Source organism: Exiguobacterium sp. UBA5002, from assembly GCF_002396765.1.
Classification (GTDB): domain Bacteria; phylum Bacillota; class Bacilli; order Exiguobacteriales; family Exiguobacteriaceae; genus Exiguobacterium_A.
Map to the genome: position 1 here is coordinate 15,259 of NZ_DGYQ01000013.1, position 17,491 is coordinate 32,749.

Annotated in this window: 22 protein-coding genes; 6 read left to right on the plus strand and 16 right to left on the minus strand. The window is 46.1% G+C overall.

Annotated elements, in window-relative coordinates; translation table 11 throughout:
- Nucleotides 1-306: 306 nt before the first annotated feature.
- Entirely contained in the window at nucleotides 307-483 is a 177-nt protein-coding gene (locus tag B4C70_RS02165; RefSeq protein ID WP_214854004.1) for a hypothetical protein, read from the minus strand.
- A gap of 6 nt (nucleotides 484-489) precedes the next feature.
- Entirely contained in the window at nucleotides 490-834 is a 345-nt protein-coding gene (locus B4C70_RS02170) for a DUF2200 domain-containing protein (RefSeq protein ID WP_290776763.1), read from the minus strand.
- An 82-nt stretch (nucleotides 835-916) separates the two neighbouring features.
- Between B4C70_RS02170 and B4C70_RS02175 the strand changes: the two genes are divergently transcribed.
- Nucleotides 917-1,621, plus strand: a complete 705-nt coding sequence (locus B4C70_RS02175; RefSeq protein ID WP_290776764.1) for a hypothetical protein — start codon at nucleotides 917-919, stop codon at nucleotides 1,619-1,621.
- Here B4C70_RS02175 and B4C70_RS02180 read toward each other — a convergent pair whose 3' ends face one another.
- A complete protein-coding gene (locus B4C70_RS02180; protein WP_290776765.1) occupies nucleotides 1,622-2,650 on the minus strand; it encodes an ABC transporter permease in 1,029 nt (342 codons plus the stop codon).
- Nucleotides 2,650-3,366: an ABC transporter ATP-binding protein gene (locus B4C70_RS02185; protein ID WP_290776766.1), complete on the minus strand. Its 717-nt coding sequence runs from the start codon at nucleotides 3,364-3,366 to the stop codon at nucleotides 2,650-2,652. The genes B4C70_RS02180 and B4C70_RS02185 overlap by 1 nt, the downstream gene beginning before the upstream one ends.
- Before the next feature lie 154 nt (nucleotides 3,367-3,520).
- On the opposite strand from B4C70_RS02185, the gene B4C70_RS02190 reads away from it, so the two are divergent.
- Together B4C70_RS02190 and B4C70_RS02195 are read left to right on the plus strand one after the other, a co-directional pair.
- Nucleotides 3,521-4,108: a TetR/AcrR family transcriptional regulator gene (locus tag B4C70_RS02190; RefSeq protein WP_290776767.1), complete on the plus strand. Its 588-nt coding sequence runs from the start codon at nucleotides 3,521-3,523 to the stop codon at nucleotides 4,106-4,108.
- Nucleotides 4,105-4,638, plus strand: a complete 534-nt coding sequence (locus tag B4C70_RS02195) for a hypothetical protein (protein WP_290776768.1) — start codon at nucleotides 4,105-4,107, stop codon at nucleotides 4,636-4,638. Before B4C70_RS02190 ends, B4C70_RS02195 begins: the two co-directional genes overlap by 4 nt.
- A 1-nt stretch (nucleotide 4,639) precedes the next feature.
- On the opposite strand, the gene B4C70_RS02200 is transcribed toward B4C70_RS02195, so the two are convergent.
- Complete coding sequence (locus B4C70_RS02200; protein ID WP_290776769.1) at nucleotides 4,640-5,896, minus strand: hypothetical protein; 1,257 nt, start codon at nucleotides 5,894-5,896, stop codon at nucleotides 4,640-4,642.
- Between the two features lie 266 nt (nucleotides 5,897-6,162).
- Here B4C70_RS02200 and B4C70_RS02205 point away from each other — a divergent pair, with 266 nt between their 5' ends.
- On the plus strand, nucleotides 6,163-6,285 hold the full coding sequence (locus B4C70_RS02205; RefSeq protein ID WP_255344362.1) for a hypothetical protein: 123 nt from the start codon (nucleotides 6,163-6,165) through the stop codon (nucleotides 6,283-6,285).
- Nucleotides 6,286-6,489: 204 nt separating this feature from the next.
- Here B4C70_RS02205 and B4C70_RS02210 read toward each other — a convergent pair whose 3' ends face one another.
- The 11 genes from B4C70_RS02210 to B4C70_RS02260 form a co-directional block, all read right to left on the minus strand.
- On the minus strand, nucleotides 6,490-7,017 hold the full coding sequence (locus tag B4C70_RS02210; RefSeq protein ID WP_290776770.1) for an HAD-IIIA family hydrolase: 528 nt from the start codon (nucleotides 7,015-7,017) through the stop codon (nucleotides 6,490-6,492).
- Between the two features lie 17 nt (nucleotides 7,018-7,034).
- Nucleotides 7,035-9,662, minus strand: a complete 2,628-nt coding sequence (locus B4C70_RS02215) for an ABC transporter permease (RefSeq protein ID WP_290776771.1) — start codon at nucleotides 9,660-9,662, stop codon at nucleotides 7,035-7,037.
- 19 nt (nucleotides 9,663-9,681) lie between these two features.
- The gene (locus B4C70_RS02220; RefSeq protein WP_290776772.1) at nucleotides 9,682-10,455 is read right to left on the minus strand and encodes a hypothetical protein; all 774 of its coding nucleotides are present in this window, start codon (nucleotides 10,453-10,455) and stop codon (nucleotides 9,682-9,684) included.
- A gap of 27 nt (nucleotides 10,456-10,482) precedes the next feature.
- Nucleotides 10,483-11,178, minus strand: coding sequence for an ABC transporter ATP-binding protein (locus B4C70_RS02225; RefSeq protein WP_290776773.1), 696 nt, complete (start codon nucleotides 11,176-11,178; stop codon nucleotides 10,483-10,485).
- Nucleotides 11,179-11,812: 634 nt separating this feature from the next.
- Nucleotides 11,813-12,127, minus strand: a complete 315-nt coding sequence (locus B4C70_RS02230; protein WP_290776774.1) for a hypothetical protein — start codon at nucleotides 12,125-12,127, stop codon at nucleotides 11,813-11,815.
- Between the two features lie 9 nt (nucleotides 12,128-12,136).
- Complete coding sequence (locus tag B4C70_RS02235; protein WP_290776775.1) at nucleotides 12,137-13,120, minus strand: DUF2268 domain-containing protein; 984 nt, start codon at nucleotides 13,118-13,120, stop codon at nucleotides 12,137-12,139.
- 45 nt (nucleotides 13,121-13,165) lie between these two features.
- Nucleotides 13,166-13,597 carry a hypothetical protein gene (locus B4C70_RS02240; protein ID WP_214729460.1) on the minus strand — a complete coding sequence of 144 codons (432 nt, stop codon included), beginning with the start codon at nucleotides 13,595-13,597 and terminating at the stop codon, nucleotides 13,166-13,168.
- Between the two features lie 38 nt (nucleotides 13,598-13,635).
- Nucleotides 13,636-14,442, minus strand: coding sequence for a phosphotransferase (locus tag B4C70_RS02245; RefSeq protein WP_290776776.1), 807 nt, complete (start codon nucleotides 14,440-14,442; stop codon nucleotides 13,636-13,638).
- Nucleotides 14,443-14,541: 99 nt separating this feature from the next.
- Complete coding sequence (locus tag B4C70_RS02250) at nucleotides 14,542-15,087, minus strand: AAA family ATPase (RefSeq protein ID WP_290776777.1); 546 nt, start codon at nucleotides 15,085-15,087, stop codon at nucleotides 14,542-14,544.
- A gap of 11 nt (nucleotides 15,088-15,098) precedes the next feature.
- Nucleotides 15,099-15,509, minus strand: a complete 411-nt coding sequence (locus B4C70_RS02255; RefSeq protein WP_214729466.1) for a group-specific protein — start codon at nucleotides 15,507-15,509, stop codon at nucleotides 15,099-15,101.
- Complete coding sequence (locus B4C70_RS02260) at nucleotides 15,506-16,525, minus strand: serine hydrolase domain-containing protein (protein ID WP_290776778.1); 1,020 nt, start codon at nucleotides 16,523-16,525, stop codon at nucleotides 15,506-15,508. Before B4C70_RS02260 ends, B4C70_RS02255 begins: the two co-directional genes overlap by 4 nt.
- Before the next feature lie 144 nt (nucleotides 16,526-16,669).
- On the opposite strand from B4C70_RS02260, the gene B4C70_RS02265 reads away from it, so the two are divergent.
- Nucleotides 16,670-17,164, plus strand: coding sequence for a sigma-70 family RNA polymerase sigma factor (locus B4C70_RS02265; protein ID WP_290776779.1), 495 nt, complete (start codon nucleotides 16,670-16,672; stop codon nucleotides 17,162-17,164).
- On the plus strand, nucleotides 17,161-17,491 hold a 331-nt coding region (locus tag B4C70_RS02270; protein WP_290776781.1), incomplete at its 3' end, for a hypothetical protein. The genes B4C70_RS02265 and B4C70_RS02270, both read left to right, overlap by 4 nt.

Genomic DNA, 17,491 nt, shown 5'->3' on the forward strand with positions numbered 1-17,491 from the left:
TGAGGGGATTTTGTATAGGAATTACGTACAGCACGTCGTGACGCGATGCAGATCCTTTTCTTGAATGTAGAGCGTCTGTTGCCGAAATTTATAAGAAATGTCAGCCGCTTGAAGCCTTTCGAGATAGTGACCAGCCGGAGCGATCGTCCATTTCACATACGACGTCGCAGCATTCGGTGAGACGAGACAGGTGAGCAATAAAAGTGGAAGGATCCATTTTCGAAGTTTCAGGCATATACCTCCTTCATTATTTCAAATACTGTATTAATGTTTTTATTGTTTAAATCAAAAACTGAAAATCACGACTCACGTCAACAAAAAATAACTGACCATCAAGCCGACCAACAGACCACTAAAGACAAGTCGATAGACGGGGGAACGATGGGTTCCTTTATTTCGTTTAACTTGATAGACGGTGAAATAAGCCACACTGGTAACCATGATGAGGATGGCCAGTGTACTGAGTATCGTAGAAATCAGCATTCCTCCTTATCGTAAGACTTTAGCTAATGCTTTTCCTTTCGCCAACTCATCGACAAGTTTGTCGAGAATCCGGATGTTACGAATTAACGGATCCGTTAGATGTTCCACACGAATCCCGCAGATGACGCCAGTGACAAGAAAGCGGCGTTCGTTCAGGTCGGGTGCGTGCTCGAAAAAGGTTGCGACGGTTTGGGTTTGTATGGCTTGTTCAAGAGTTGATGGCGTGTGTCCGGTCAACCAGAACAGCACGTCATCGAGCTCCTCTTGTGTCCGATGCTTACGTTCGACTTTTTGGCGGTATACCTGATACAGCTGCTGCATCGGCATTTGAAATACTTTTTCGTAACTCATCTGAATCGCCTCCTTTCATGGTAACATATGGGAAAAGGTCTTGTGTCAAGGATTTTAAGTCGGTTTGGAGGTGCAGGATGAAATGAGACGTCGAATCATTGGAATGACTTTCATGACGTGCCTAGTACTATTTTTAGGCGTCGTAGGTGTAAAACTGTCGTATCAAGCATTAGTCGATCCTCCGATCGATCAGTCGACGGGAAACTGGGTACATGTCCCGAGCACGATCTTACCGACTAAAAAAGTCATCTATGCGAAAAAAGATTTGATCACAAAGGCACTGGACTCTTCAAAAAATGGGCACAAAGGATATCGGAAAGAGCCGGATAAGAAACCTGTTGTTGAAGTGGGAAAGGGATCATGGACGGATGTAATCAATCAAATCACTTGCGTGGCTCCTTGGATGGTCGCTCTAGTGATGATCATCTATCTCTATCGTCGACAACGGTTCAACCGCATGCAGTGGTCATTTCGATCTCGTTATCCAACAAAACGATCTCCTGCATCGCTTTCGCTAACGCCTGAAGTCCAGTTCTCCTTAGAAGACAGACTCCTTGAATCGGAAATTCGTGAAGCGTTGCGCGCGTTCAATCGGTCACTTGCTTCAGCGCAGCAACGACGGACACATGAGACGCTGACGGAGTGGTTAACACGCTTAGAAGTCACAGTCCCGCATGAGATCTATCAGCTCGTTCGCTATGCCGACGTGGAAGAGCAGACACTCGATCCCTCTCGACGGACTGCTTTCCTCGAACAGCTTAAGCAAAATCAGACACGGCTCGTGTAATCAGCCGTGTCTTTTTTGATGTCCGCGATACTTGTTAAGGGCAAGCATGTTCAACAGGAACAAGGCGGCTCCGTAGAGAAATAATCCGAGCCAGTACGGCCAGATGCTCGACCACCCATTGCCGTAGACGAGTACCTCCTTGATCGCACTCGCTCCGTAGAAAATCGGAGTGAAATATCCGATGTTACCAAGTCCGTACGGGATCAGATCGAGCGGAATCAAACCGGAGAAGAAGATCTGCGGAATGATCGTAAAGGGAATCAACTGGACGACCTGTAGCTCAGATTGGGCAAATATCGAAATCGTTGCCCCGAACAAGACCGCGACAACGGCAAGTCCAAGCATCGTCAGGAAGACCCAGATGATCGAACCTTCAGACGGTAAGTCAAGTACGGTCGTCGCGTACAGGACGACAAGAATGGCTTGGATGGAAGCAAAAACGCTATAACCGAGCGTATAGCCGAAGATGACGTCGGTTTGGCGAATCGGTGTCATCATCAAGCGCTCGAGTGTTCCACCACTGCGTTCCTTGACGAGTGCCATTGCTGACAAGATGAAGACGAAGAAGAACGAGAATAAGGATAAAAAGACGAAACCGAGCGCATCAAACGTTGATTGATCGACATCTCCGTACAGATAGTTCGTCTCGAGTTGCATCGTCGGTTGCAGGGATGCCAGTCCAGCTTGAATTTCGCGTAACGCTTTGGAACTTTTCGTCGAAGGTTCGCGGAGGTTCAACGCTAGCTGATTGTCTTTCATGTCTAAGACGACGTCGACCGTTTCATGGTCCTTGAGATAGGCGTCCGCATCACTGCCGTTATACGTTTTAAGCGACAGATCCTGTTTTTCGATCGATTGTGAGACGGGAGCCGGTACATCTTGACTGATGGCAACGGCAGGCGTGTAGTCATCGTTTCCAAGTAGGAAATAGATCAAGGTGAAGATTAATAACGGAGCAAGCAAAATCAGTCCGACGCTTCGTTTGTCGTTCAACGTTTGACGGATGACCCGTCGTGCGAGTTGCCACATCACGTCACGTCCTTTCCAGCGAGCAGGAACAGTTCCTCGACCTGACCGTTTTCAGTCTGTGCGAGCAAACGGTCGAGCGGATCGTAGGCGATAATCCGACCGTTATAGATCAATGCAGCCCGGTCACATTCATTGATTTCATCCATGACGTGGGTCGAGACGACAATCGTCGTACCTTGCGTACGAATCGCTTGGAATTGATTCCAAATCTGGCGGCGTAACACGGGATCGATCCCGACGGTCGGTTCATCCAGGAATAGAATGCTTGGACGATGTAGGATTGAGATGGCAAGGGACAATCGTTTCTTCATCCCACCGGAATAATGACGGACGAGCTTTTTTTGATCATTCGTCAAATCGACGAGCGTCAACACTTCTTCGATTCGTTTTGCTAAGTCCTGACGAGACATGTTGTATAAGGAACCGAAAAACTGTAGGTTCGCAAGACCAGATAAATCCTCGTACAAAGCATCGTTTTGTGGCATGAAACCGATCTCTGATAACATCTTAAAGTTCGGCATCGAAGTGTCACCGATTTGAATCGTTCCAGCATCTGCTTGAATCGCGCCGATCATCAAGCGAATCAACGTCGTCTTACCGGAACCTGACGGACCGAGCAAGCCACAAATCTCACCGGACGGAATCAAAAGATCAATCTGTTGGAGGACGTCCTGTTGATGAAACGATTTTGATACACCGTGTAGTTGTAAATCCATCGTATTCTCCCTCCTTTTATGAAATAATTATTGAACAACGTGTTGATTAATTTCATTATAAAAGGGAGATAAACTGGGAGCAATGACCAGTTGACGTCCATCTGTCGCTTAAGCGACACATCCTTCTAAAATGTTGAAGAAAGAGGCGATTTCAATGAAAAAACAGGATTTACGCGTCATTCGGACCGACCGGAGGATTCGTGAGACGTTCCTTCAGCTGATCGACGAAGTTGGTTTTGATGCTGTGACGATTAAGTTGTTGACGGATCGGGCGGAAGTCAACCGCGGGACGTTCTACCATCATTACGCGGATAAATACGAACTACTCGAGCGGATGACGAATGAGATTTTTGAAAAGATTGAAGCGACGTTTGAACGCGAGATTCCCTTTGTCCTGATCAACCAAAAGGAGGACTCGCCATACCGGCGCATCATCCCGTTTTTGATCTTCCTCTATGAGAATCGGACGCTGATGCGGATCCTACTCAGTCCGACGAGTGACGGGATGTTTCGGAATCGCGTCCGTGATTACATGCAACAGATTCTGTTCTCGGGACTACCGGAACAAGGAGAACGGCTCGTTCCAGAAAATTATCTCATTGCCTATCTCTCAGCCGCCCATCTCGGTGTCATCGAATCCTGGTTGCGCCATCCAAACGAGACATCACCGGAAGAAATTGCCCGGATCATCTTTACGATTTCGATGGAAGGGCCGTTTCGAGCAGCGGGGTTCCGACGATGAGTATTGAGCAAGTCTTAGAAAAAGTCGTCGCGTGTTTGCAGCAAGAACGGATTCACTTTGGCATCGGTGGTTCATTATTGTTACACCATCATGGACTGCCTGTCACTCCGCGCGACATCGATCTCGTCGTCGCGTTAGCGGACGCCGAACGGGCAGTCCTATTGTTATCTGAGATGGGAACTGTCGTTGAACAAGACGAGACGTCACTTTACGCGACGGAAGTGTTCCAAGAATTTATGATCGAAGGAATCGATCTCGATCTAATGAGCGGTCTGCAGATTCGCCATGACGAGGGGATCTTTATCTATCCGTTTGCTGAACAAACGATTATTAATGAGACCGGACTTCCATTTATGTCACTCGTCGATTGGTATGTCATCTATCAATTGATCCCAGGACGAGAACAAAAAGTCGTGATGATTGAGCACTGTCTTGCTGATCAGGAAGTGGACCGAGAACGACTCGAACAACTGAGACGACTTAATCTCCCGAAAGACGTAAGCAATCGGATAGATCAATGGCTGAACTAACTCATAAGTCGCGCATTAAAACGACTTCGTTCGTTGCCGGTAAGTAAGCATGATTCGAGTCAAGCAAACCACAGAGAACGTATTGACCTTTTGAAGCGGCAAACACATAACGCGGCGTGAGTAAAAGGTACGGACGTAATGCGTTGAAGATGATGTCTTGCTGATGATCTTCGAGTTCCGGTGGAGTAACGGATGCGAGCGCGGTATGGAGTTCCTGATCGTCGGTCAAGCTAATCCAGTCAAGCGTCTTTTCGTCAAGGAGAATCGTGACGCGTCTTTGCTGATCAACATATGACGTCGGATGCGCGCGTGACAATTTGACAGCAAGGTAAGGATGTTGCCGGTAGATATGACGAATCATCCATTGTCCGGATTCACTAGGGTAGACGTTTTGGACGATTTTTTGAATCGCGTTTCGACAGGCGTTCACCGTCTCTTGCGAAATCGGATGAAAATCAGGATGTTCGGTCTGCATGATTACATCCTCTGCTGTCACACTTGCTGCTGATTGGAAAGGATGGCGTTTGAGAATTGAAGTTGACGAATTTGCCCACGTTAAGATGTCATTTCGATCGAGTGATGACGTGAAATCTAGTTTACTAGGCACAAGGATTGATCCTTCTTGTGTCACGAACGTCTCGACGACAGTATGCGCGTATTGATGTCCTGGTTTTGTATAGGAGAACCACTTTATTTGTTGTTTAGCTAGCGAGTCGATGTCCTCGAGCGTTAAAGCGAAAGGTTCCTGATTCACATGATGATCACTCGGGTGAGGACCGTATAGGAACAACTCATCGAGTTGACCGTTTTCCGTTAATGTCAGATGAATGAAACAACCGGGAGACAGCCGAATCCCTTCGTGACAACTCACATAACTGAAAAAAGTGTCATTTTCTTCTTCGAGCATGAAATGCGTACCATGGATCATATCGGTCTCTGATTCGATCCATGCCATCCGAGTGGTTGAATCACGTAAATCGTCAGGCACGGAATGAATCGAGGTCGGACCGTGAAAGGATAACGTCGTCGTTCGTTTCGTAACAGGGTCAATCGTAATCTGCACGGTTCCTTCTGGAAGCATCGTTCCATCCTCTTCCTCGATAACAGATGCACCTCGCGGAATCCAAAACGTTTCAAAAGAGTAGACGGTTTGGTCGTTTATTTTGTGTCGAGCGTAAGATGACTCATAGAGAATGTAATCATTTAACTGATACTTCTCGAGAATGAATTCGATTAATTGGGTAGTTATGATATGCACTACGTTCACCCCTTTAAATAACGATTAGCTGATTCATAATGATGATTGATCAAAAACAGGTGTACAATATCAGCTAATTATTCAAGGAAAAGAGAAGACCATCGATGAGTACTTTCTCTTTTTCATACGTTTAGTGTAACCGTGAAGTATTGGAAAAAGAATGTGAATTGAAATTTATTACATAATTGTAAGGCGTTGAACACGAATCAATGTATTATTCTAGAAGAGTAACTAGAAGAAGAATTGAGCTGTAGGAGGAAACAAAAGTGTCAGATTTTAGTCTAGCAATGAATCTTTTATTTGGGAGTGTCCATCTCATTCTTATGGCGATGGCGATCCCATCGATCATCTATGCACTCTATCTATTACGAAAAATCGCTAACAAATGATTGCAGGAACTTTTTGGTAAGAACAAGAAGACAGTTTAAGTACCCTCGCATCATCAAAAGGAGACGGTAGCATGTCATTTTGGACATGGTTTGCAATCTTATTTGTGTTAGCGGTCAGTGTTTACGCAGCTTCTCAATCGAAACGTTCCAAGAAATAACAAAAGGCGCGACTTCCGTTTACGGAAGTCGCGCCTTTTCGATTATTCAGTTTTGCGTGTCGAGCCAAGCGATTGCCTCTGCCAAGTCGTCGGCGATATAGTCGACGTTTGCTTGATCCATCCGGTCAGCGTAATCACGAATGGAGCTCTCTCCAGCACCGGTTCGGACTAAGATTTTGATACATCCAGCACGAGCGGCTGCCACCATATCACTCCAGCGGTCCCCAATGACGACACATTGCTCGAGTCGGAGATCGTGTTTTGCTTGTGCTTGCCATAATAAATTTGGTGATGGTTTGCGACAGGTGCAGTGATCTTCCGCTGCATGCGGACAAATTAGTATGTCATCAAAGCCGAAGTTCTGTAATTCTGTCCGGAACTCCTCTTCACGCGCGAGTCCTTTTGAGATACCAGGCTGATTCGTAAACGCAATCAACAACATACCTTGGTTACGTAAACGTTCCATTAGTGAAGCGACGTGAGGGAATAACGTAAACGTTCCGGGATAGTGGACGGTGTTATCTCCACCAATCGTTCCGTCTCGGTCAAAAAATATTGCTTGAATAGAATTCATGTGTACAACTCCTTAGTTTACGAAGCATCTTTTAATTCTTGATACGGTTGAACACGTGCTGCCAGTTGTGCTGGGATGAAGGCAGCGATGACACCGAACAAAATCGGTAAGGCAAGTGATACGCCAAACAATAACGGTTCATTCCACGGAACAAGATCATACAGGAAGTAAATCGTTGTATAAGCGACAATCAGTCCGACGATGCCGGAAATGAGACCGACAAGGAATCCTTCGAGGACGATCAATTGTCGGATCGCGCCGTTCGTCCAATCGAGCGCTTTTAAGACAGCAAGTGATGCCCTGCGATCGGTGACGTTTTGCCACATGATCTCTCCCGTCGTCAAAATGGCGATTGTGATGGCAATACCCATCGTCACGTAATGCATCGGACCGACTTGCAGGGCGACGAATTGACCGAGCCACGATGTATAAAGCACTCCTTGTAAATGGAACGTCACGAATAAGAAGAACGTCAGCAATGCCGTCGGTAGAGCGATCGAGAGGACGGACAAACTGTTCCGCTTCCATTTCCCAAGTAGTTCTTTTAGCGCCAATGTCACGGTCGAACGAAGCTTCAGTCCGATACGAGCCGATTTCGCGTATTCGCCGGTCTTGATCGCTTCATACGGCGAGATCCGGCGAATCGTCCACGCCGACCAGGTCGCGCCAGCCAGGTAGATGACGAGACTGAATAGGGCAATCCAAACAAGACTCCAGCCGTTCATCGCTTCGTTCCGAACGAGCGAGAAAATGCCTTCGACGATCAAGGCAATCGTCGAGACGAATCCGGCTAGGATGGCTGCCTCAATCAAGACGATTTTATAAAGGTCCTTCGTCCGCCAACCAAGTGCGAGTAATACGGCAAACTCCTTCCGGCGAGCGAGCATCGAGACGTAGCTCGTTGCAAGGACATAAACGATGGCGACGGCGAGCATCGCGAAGATGACTCCTGAGAAACCGACACTTGTCTCACGGAAGATTGTCATCGCAGCACCGATGTGGATCCACGGTTGTTCGATCCAACCGAGCGTCTTGCCGTCATCGACGACCTTCGTAACGACCGGTTGTGGGGAGGAACCCTTGGTGATCGTAGCGATAAGACCAGTCTCTCGTTCGATTTCCGACTTGATACGTTGTAAGGTTTTATCTGATTGTTCACCGACAGAAGAAGCACCCTTTACTTTTAACCGGATCGATGAAATCGATTGATCGCCCATCACCTCTTGGACACTATCGACTGTCGTAAGAACGTTTGGAGAGTTCGTCAACAGACCAATTGGATTCCCGGTCGTGTTGATCGGTTGGGCAGGATTGACTGGTTCATTTTTTGAGTCAAGTACGATACTCGCAGCCGATGGTCGATAGGTCTCCATCGGTAATTCGTTCAATGGATCTTTGGAGAAATTGATCTTGTTCGGATCATACAAACCGACGACATTAAACGTCAGATAAGGATTCATTGACTTAAAAGTAGATCCATCCGATTTTTTCATTTTTATTTCATAAGAATCTACCATCCGGAAGCCACGCTTCGGAAGATAAGAGGATGGTAATATAGCATTTTTGAATGCAGTAGGTGCTGTTTGTATTTCATAAGCATTCTCCCATCGTGTAGGGAACGGACTCTTCACCGTTTGATAAGTCAATGAGCCTGTCTGGGCGACGAGTTGAGCGTTAGTATTTGCTTCCGAATGCGGAAGTACCTTAGTTTTTTGACCGAGTAGGGAATCAAAAAAAGCGCTCTCGACTTTAGAGGCATCGACTTTAATGTCTTGGATGATCTTTCGTTTTTCTTGATCGAGAGGTTGAGGAGCGTTCGATTGAGCTAGTCGTTGATAAAATGTGTCGCGTGCTTGTTTCGTTTTCAGATCGACGTTAACTTGTTCTAACTTGAATTGACTATATCCCGTATTGAAGGATTTTGGATTAATCAATACCGGAATATTGAATTCATTGGAACTCTTCTTGCTGGCTGAGGAGACATCCTCTTGACTAAAGTAACGAAACTTCTTTTGATTCAGGATGCTCTTATCCAAACCGACGAGTTGCGCTTCCGCCTCCGGATCGATTCCGACGATAAGACTATAGGTAAAGGGTTGTATGGATGAAAAATCTTGCGGATCTTGAAGATGGATCAATCGCGTATTCGGAGGAACGAGCGGCTCTTCCATAGTTGAAAAGTAGGCACCATCCTGTGCGATGAGTTCTTTCGAAAATCCACCAGCACCATAATGTGAATTACTCAGTCGATAAATACCAGGCTCGTCCGGAAAGTGGATTTGATTTGGAATTGAGATGCCGATATTGGCGTACCCCATGACAGCAACCGGAGCTGCAATATCAATCGCATTCATTTGTTTGATTTGTTGGTATTGTTCAAAGGAAATTCCACCATTGATACCATTTAAATAGTTCGGTTCGAGTAAATCATTCGACTCACTTGCAAGCTGACTGCCTTTCGGTCGTACGACGATGTCATACGCAGATGACCATTTCTTTTGTAATGTTTGTTCGACCGTTCCCTGACTGGAGTCGGTCAAGTTGAACATCAGACTGAGTCCAGCGCTGATGATGAGCGCACCGACGAGCGTAAGGATGAATTTCCCGCGCTGCCGGCGCCATTGATTGATGACGAAACGAAGCATATGTAGTCTCCTTTGCTTGTTATTGGGAGATTTGCGTCTTTAAATAATGTGCAAGATCTTGTTCGAAATGGTGAATCGCTTGTGCATCGAGTGCTTCTACTTCTGCTTGCGCTGCGTAGCGGGTGACGAAGTAAGGAGAGAGTGGCGTCACCAGATGAATGCGCTCCGTCCAGTCTGTCAACGACTCATGACTTCGCCGCTTGAGGGCACGTGGTAATCGTTGGTTAAAATCAAATAGCATCAGGCGTAATGATTCTATAGGAGGAGTAGGCATAGACTGAGTTGTTGTAGACGAAGTTTTATTCTTGAAAGAAAGATTTGATTGATCTTCCATAGTCTCCGTAATGTCTAAAGTATGTTTTCCTGTGAGTCGCTTTCGTTTTTTGATTACAAAATAAATGATGAAACTTCCGACAAGAAGCAACAAGAGAAGGATGATCGAAAAACTAGAGCCTGCCTTTTCTTCGGCTGATTTCAAAAAGCCTGGCGACTTGATAGCATTGGCTTTTCCACGTGCTGTTCCATCCACTTTTTCCGTTTTACCTGTACTTATACCTAAAATTTCACCTTCAGAATTTTCGTCGATCGTGTTATCGAGTGTACAACTATTTTTTTTGAAAATAAGTTTTGATACGTCATCATGATTACAATCTCGTACGATCGTCGTCTCCTGTTCCGAGAAGTCCGCATTCCGAAACGCTTCATACGCAGACTGCGTCGATACCGACAACAATAGAAAAACGACAAGTGAGCCGATAAAGCTCGTGATTAATTTGGCACGAAACGTGTGCAACGCGAGACACCTCCCTTTAAACAGTACTTAAACACTTTGCACCGTGCGTTTTCGGCGGTCTTCGACGATCCGACCATCCTGCATGAAGAGAATTCGGTCAGCGCGTTCGGCGAGTTCTAAGTCGTGTGTGACAAATAAAACGCCACATTTGTCTTCACGATGCAGTTCTAGCAACAGTTCAAAAATCGCGTCACCGGTCATGGAATCAAGATTACCAGTCGGCTCATCTGCAAGAATCCATTGCGGATGATGCAACAAGGCGCGGGCGATTGCCACCCGTTGTTGCTGCCCGCCGGATAGTTGAGCAGGTAAAGCATTTCGTTTGTCGTCGAGTCCGACCCGATCGAGCAGCTCGAGGATTCGCTCGTCTTGATTAAACGATGTCTTTTGTTTTAACAAGGCGACCTTTAGGTTTTCAGACACCGTCAGTGACGGTAGGAGATGAAACTGCTGGAAGATGAAGCCGATCTCTTTCGAGCGGAATTGTGATAACCGTTTGTTCTTCCAAGACGTAATGTCCTGTCTGTCATAGAGAATCTGACCGGACGACGGACGATCGAGCGAACCAAGGAGACTAAGGAACGTCGATTTTCCGGACCCGGACGGACCGACGAGTGCCGTTACTTCCGATTGCAAAAATTGTCCGTTTAGTTGATGCAAGACATCGGTCCGGACACCGCTTCGCTCGAACGAGTGCGAAACATCTTGAAAGGTAATATTCATGTGACCACTCCTTTTACATAATTTGGTTAAATATAGTGTATTATTTTTAGAAAATTTTGTCTATTGTGTTTTTATTTTCGAAATCCTTACTCATTTATGTTTTTCTTATAACTTCTCTCTAAGATTGGATTAAACCCAATCTAGGGAGATATTTAAAATGAAACGAAGACGTAAGAAATGGCTATGCATTAGTAGAATAATCATGCTGAAGCTCCTGTGAATCGATACCACCATCTTTTTAGAACGATGAGGGGCATTAGGAACGAAAAGAGTAGTGGAGTCGAAGACATTAAAAATATTCTTCTATTTCTCATAAACGCTTGAAACAAAAAATCGGTAGACGGTCATTGAAAGGAAACGGTACCGCCTCGATAAACAACCTCGGACGTCACACCCAATATTGGAACGACAGTGGACGAAGAAATCACTTCGAATTGTCCTTGATTTACTAGACGTGTCTGTTAATCGTCAAACGGATGATCGATTCACATGATGGTGAGGTAACGATTGAGAATCATCTGCATCAAGGAACTATCGTGACCGTTATGATGATGATGCACGAGATTCGAGCATGATGACATAAAAAAGGAGCGCGAACTCACACGAGATCTTCGTGAAGTGTGGCGCTCCTTTTTTATGTTTCTAGTCTGATATGAATTGCTCGTAATTGTTTTTTCAAAGCCGTTCTCGCTAAAGGTTCACCTTTTGCTTGACCACGCTCAAAGGCATAATCATTAAAGATTTTAGCACCGTCCTTGAGCCAGTTCGCACGATACAAGTCGTGTGCTTCACTTCTTGATAAGAAGATACCATCCTCGATTTCGACATCATCGTCTACTCCGAACTGAAAGCCGCAGCAAGAACAAAGTTCGAACGAAGCGTCACCATTTTCATAATAAACAACGTCGTCCATTCGGTCATATCCACAAACGGGACATGTGTATTTCATGAAAGCACCTCATTGCTCAAGAATCTTTTGATACGTGTATCCTTTTAAGATATCTGCTTGATTCGTATAGGTCCAGTCAGCAATTGACTGATCTGGATGCGACTCAAAATAGTGATTGAGGATATCACGCCCCAAAATGTAGTTACTCCAGCGAGGAATCTCTTTTTGTTCGTTACCTACGACGAAGTCGAGTTGTGATACTTCATAGCTGTTGACCAGATGTACGACATGTTTCTTCGTTGCTTCATCCAATTCGACATTCCATGGAGGGGAGACGCCTTTGACGATTCGGTCGGCAAAGGCATCTGCCTTTCCTTCGACGATGACGGAATTAAGAGTCGTACTTAAACTAAAATCAGGTGTATCCTTGAGGACTAAGTGATGATATTCGTGTGCCGTCGAATATGCCAGGATGTCTTGATCGTAGTTTGTATCCAGGTAGAGAATGAATGCATCTTTATAGGCTGCTCCTGTAACACCTTTCATCGACTGAAGATCGAAAGAGGATTCAGGATTAACCGGAGCGACGATAATGGTACTTTTCTTTTTGGGAAGGATCTTATGAGAAGCGATGTAATTTTTTTTAATGATTTTTGTAATGTCATCTTGTTGTTTCATCAAGTTCTCGATTTTGTCGAGTAGCTCTTGTTCGTACACGGTTGATTGCAACATCGGGAAACCTTTCAAGTCGGCTGTCGCGAACTGCTCCTTTTCCCCGATTTTGTCGATATAGCTTAAGACATATTTGGCATAATTCTTTTTATCTTCTTCAGGATCTTTGATTTTTAAGGACGATTGTAGATATTGTTTGTATGGTTCATAAAGAAAAACAATGTTCAATTTACTTTCGGCATCGATTTTTACAGATTCGGATTGTACTTTTGTACTCTTTGACATCATTTTAATAGGAGACTGTGTTGTCTTTTGCTCCTCTGTACAAGCAGACAAAAACAGAAGGGGAGCAGTTAAAAGTAATATCAATGATTTTTTCAAGATACGTTCATCCTCCTTTTTTATGATGTAACAACTGCTGTTCAATTAATCCTCTTTCGCCATATGATCAATGATGATTGGATCACTGTAGGATAAAATGTAAAAATCCTGTTCATGTGTCCTGATAGCGAATAAGTGCAAGTCTCCCCGTTCCGTATAAATTTCCTTCGTTTTCATATACTTCGCAGCGAACTCTCCCAAGATCGATTCTTTTGACTTCACGACCGGGTACGGATTTCGGAGTCTGTCGTCGATGATGCCATGCTCTTGCAACGTACCTAGGAAAACGGCGTACTTTTCGAAACGCATCAAAAAGTAATCGCGCGAAGGATCGTCAATCAAAAGCTTGAATGTTTCGTCAGCGCCATAAAAATAGAAATCAATCGCGTAATGGTCGTTCGCCTTTAACGACATCGTATCTAGTTCGAGATCATATTCTTCAGTCGTCAGTAAAAAATCGAGATCAATTATCTTCAAAAAAATCACTCCTTTGTGATGATCGATGTCGTCGAACATTATTTTATCGAAGATTTATCGATGAACCACTTCTCCCCATGTTCCGCGATGAAACGGTATTCCGCGCGGTAATGTGTGTCGTGACCTTCTTCTTTCATCTTGATGAAGGCAGCATCACCTTCCGCAGCTCTTTGATCAATTAATAGATAGAGGGCTTCGATGCGCAACAATAACATGGATAGCAGTTCGGAACGCGGTCCTTCATAGCCATACGCATCAAGGAACCGACTCACTCGCTTGGCGAAACGTGTGTCATCTTGGTCCGGTGAATAAGCAAGAACGGATCCGTCAGGTGCTTGTCGTCTGCTGCTAAGCGGAACGAACGTATAGAGCGTGTAGACGATATCCCAAGCACGTGGACCGGGTGCCGCGAGGTCAAAGTCAATCACGCCACTCAGTTTTTGATCCTGAAAAATCGTATTGTAGACGGCAAAATCGTTGTGACAGATGACTTCGTATGGAGTCGGGGTATTGAGCAACGGTGCCCAGTCCGGCGAGACGTCGAAGTCGACTGTCGCGTCATGATACTGGCGCATCAGACGTGCGACATCGTCCAATACGTCATCATGCCACATGTATGCTTTTAGGGGATAATCGGCCGTTTCGCCAGGGAGAAAGGTCAGGATCTCTCGATTTTGTTCGTCGATACCGACGAAACGGGGAACACCGGATAGGCGTTTCGCTTCTAAGTGGCGTAATAACCGTTGGACGTTGTTGCTGTTCTCTTTTTGTGAGCGATAGACATGCTCACCTTTTTGATAGACAGCGGAGACATTTCCGCCGGTCAATCGTTGTTCTTCAGACATGAGTGTTCCTTCTTTCTTTTGTAATCGGTTACATATCGGCTAGTCTTTTTGCATGCGTTGATGAAGAAGCGGGTGCTTTACGTGCGATTGTCATGTTCTTCAATCAGTCGATACCGCATCGAAGAGAGCATCAAGCGACGGATTCGTGACATGGTCGAGGAGTGTGTCAACGTCTTCCGTCGAACGAAGACGAACGATTTGGTCCGCTTCACCGGAAACTGGCGGCTCGATTCGTTGCCGCTGATAGATATCGTAGTACGACGAGTCGCCACGAATTTCTCGTCCATCGCGTTTGGAGTGAGTCAGTCGGTTTGAAAGGATGGCTTCGGGTAAATCGAACCAGACGAGGATCGAGTGGAACGTCGAACGGGAGAGTGGATCTAATAATTGTTTCCGACCAATCCGCGAGGTGTTGGCATTACATAAGATGATTGTCTCGACGGAGGACGTGATTGCCTGTTCGATCAACCATCCCGTCAAGTCATGTTTGATCTGATTTGGTCCTTCTGTTGGAACAAGGTCTGGATAATGTTCGAGCAAAAAACGTGCTTGAAGATCCTGATCGATGACAAGGCTTGCTGGTAGACGTTGAGCAAGCTGTCGGGCGAACGTCGTTTTCCCGGCATGGGTCGGTCCAATCGTCAACAGGACGGTCCTCATGACGTCAGTTGTTCTTCCGGTAAGCGATCGGCGAGAATCTGCGTGAGCCAATCTTCTTTCGTTCCGAAGCAAGAGGTCGTCCGTCCGATATGATAAAACGTACTGGCCAATGGTCCGGTGAAGTAGGTCGCATCCGGCATGCATAAGTAAATCGGACGATTCGTCGCGAGCGCAATCCCGAGTTCGACGTGACTACTTTTTCCTGCCGGTAACACGAGCACGAAGGCGTCCGCTTGTTGTATGGCTTCGAATTCAGCAAGACCAATCTTTCGTAATGCTTCAGGATCCTCTGCCCGATTGTTCATCGTCCAGTCGTATGTTAAATCGTGTCCACGCAAGCGGAGTTCATCGCGGAGCCAGCGGACGGTCAACGTGTGATCAAAGCGAGAAGCGATATAAAGGTTCATGTATGGATTCCTTTCTCAAGTAAAAGTTGTTCGATAGCCTGAACGAGCGCGTAGGCTCCGTCAGACGTATTCGATAAGACGGTGACGATCGTTTCCGATTGTGGATAATAGGCGGAATGAAAGCTGACACCCGGGTCGTAACCCATGATGTGCCACTTCTCGTGCGAGGCGTCGAGTCGTTTCAGCCAGACGCCGTAACCATAAGACGCAACATCGTTGACTTTGACGTGGGGATGAAACAGTTGCGCGGTCATCGATTCGGACAGCAATTGATGCGTCAGAAGACTTCGCCAGAAACGTTCCATGTCTGATGCTGTGAGGAAGGCGCCGCCATCTGGTCCGCCAATGATCGGTAACGCATAGTGATTCGTTCGCCACATACCGTCTTCATTCTCGATATGGCCGGTGGCTGTATCTGCCGGTAGCGAGTCGAGTCGGAAGTAACCAGACTGTGTCATTTGCGCACGAGCGAATAATTCGTTCGTCACGTAATCCGAGAAGGGTTGTTTCGTCAATTGTTCGATCACGAGACCGAGCAGGATGTATCCCGCATTGTTGTAATGAAAACGTTCGCCCGCAGTGAACAGTCTTTTTTGGTCCTGAAACAACGGTAAAAAATCGATGGGACGACGCAAACGATACATCGGGAAATCTTGAAAAACTTCCTCGAAATCGGTCATCGTCGCTTCGTCAAAATAATCACCGATGCCTGATGTATGGGTTAACAGATAATGCACGGTCACACCGTCTAGATCGATTCCTATGTCCGGTAGAATCGGCGCGACGTGTTCGTCGAGTGCTACCTTTCCTGCCTCGACTAACCGTAAGATGGCGACCGCCGTGAAGAGTTTCGCACCAGAAGCAATTCCGAATCGTGTCGTTTCTGTATTCGATGCGCGGTAGCCCCGATGTGCGAATCCGTTAGCATGGCTAAAGATTTGTTCACCTTGCTGGTGGATGGAGACCGCCCCTTCGAGGTGCGTAAGCTCCGGTAAAGCAATGAGTTTCTTGTACACGTTTATCACCCTCTCTGCTTCCCATCCTATCGAATTCATTCATGCAAGAAAAGGGAATTATAAGAAAAATTTGAAAAAAATGAAACTTTTTAAACGTGTCGCGTATCTAATAGGAGAGTGATTGTAAAAAAGGAGGATGCCGATGTGTTTCGAAAGTCAGGTGCAGCATTATCCGACGCTGCTTTTGAAGCAGCTTTATTCGCAGAAGAGGACTATGTGTACCGTATTTCCTTCATTTATCTGAAAGAGGAGGCGGCAGCGCTTGAGAACGTCAAAGAGGTCGCGTACCGGGCATGGCGTGGGCGAAAGAGTTTACGGGATGCTTCGTATTTTAAGACATGGTTGACGCGCATCACGATGAATTGCGCTTTCCAGCAACATCGAGCGTCGTTTCAGCCGCTCGCGATCGAACCCAGTCAAACGACGTCGTTTGAAGAGCGTCTCGTCGATCGCTTGTACTTGGACGATTTACTGGATGTCCTCGAGCCGACCGAGCGATCAATCGTCTACTTCCGGTATGAAGAAGATTTGTCATTGCAAGAGATTGCGCAAACCTTCAATGTGCCACTGAGTACGATCAAAAGCACGTTGTACCGCGCACTCGAGAAAGTACGACGACAGAAGGGGATGAGTCTATGAATCACGAGCCAAAAATCTTGATCGACGTACCGTCATCTGTCAGGCAACGGACAATCCAAGGTATCCGCAAAGCGAAACGGCGCCGGCGCTCGTTACAAGCTGCTTGTCTCGCTGCCGGTCTGACGATCATCGGCTTTAGTTCCTTGCATGAGACCGTTCCCGAGCAATCGTCGCAATCGATGGTCGTCGGCATGTATTATGATGAACAGTTATACACGGTAGCCAAAAAAATTACGGATACAGATTGGCAACAGCTGAAAGGGAAGCGACTCGGTGTCACGGATGATGTCTTGACTGATACGCAACTAGAACAGGACACATCTGATT

What these genes read in the sequence shown, in the direction of transcription:
- B4C70_RS02165 (WP_214854004.1), bottom strand. Translation starts at nt 483, where the DNA reads ATGCTGATTTCTACGATACTCAGTACACTGGCCATCCTCATCATGGTT.
- B4C70_RS02170 (WP_290776763.1), bottom strand. Translation starts at nt 834, where the DNA reads ATGAGTTACGAAAAAGTATTTCAAATGCCGATGCAGCAGCTGTATCAG.
- B4C70_RS02175 (WP_290776764.1), top strand. Translation starts at nt 917, where the DNA reads ATGAGACGTCGAATCATTGGAATGACTTTCATGACGTGCCTAGTACTA.
- B4C70_RS02180 (WP_290776765.1), bottom strand. Translation starts at nt 2,650, where the DNA reads ATGTGGCAACTCGCACGACGGGTCATCCGTCAAACGTTGAACGACAAA.
- B4C70_RS02185 (WP_290776766.1), bottom strand. Translation starts at nt 3,366, where the DNA reads ATGGATTTACAACTACACGGTGTATCAAAATCGTTTCATCAACAGGAC.
- B4C70_RS02190 (WP_290776767.1), top strand. Translation starts at nt 3,521, where the DNA reads ATGAAAAAACAGGATTTACGCGTCATTCGGACCGACCGGAGGATTCGT.
- B4C70_RS02195 (WP_290776768.1), top strand. Translation starts at nt 4,105, where the DNA reads ATGAGTATTGAGCAAGTCTTAGAAAAAGTCGTCGCGTGTTTGCAGCAA.
- B4C70_RS02210 (WP_290776770.1), bottom strand. Translation starts at nt 7,017, where the DNA reads ATGAATTCTATTCAAGCAATATTTTTTGACCGAGACGGAACGATTGGT.
- B4C70_RS02215 (WP_290776771.1), bottom strand. Translation starts at nt 9,662, where the DNA reads ATGCTTCGTTTCGTCATCAATCAATGGCGCCGGCAGCGCGGGAAATTC.
- B4C70_RS02225 (WP_290776773.1), bottom strand. Translation starts at nt 11,178, where the DNA reads ATGAATATTACCTTTCAAGATGTTTCGCACTCGTTCGAGCGAAGCGGT.
- B4C70_RS02230 (WP_290776774.1), bottom strand. Translation starts at nt 12,127, where the DNA reads ATGAAATACACATGTCCCGTTTGTGGATATGACCGAATGGACGACGTT.
- B4C70_RS02245 (WP_290776776.1), bottom strand. Translation starts at nt 14,442, where the DNA reads ATGTCTGAAGAACAACGATTGACCGGCGGAAATGTCTCCGCTGTCTAT.
- B4C70_RS02255 (WP_214729466.1), bottom strand. Translation starts at nt 15,509, where the DNA reads ATGAACCTTTATATCGCTTCTCGCTTTGATCACACGTTGACCGTCCGC.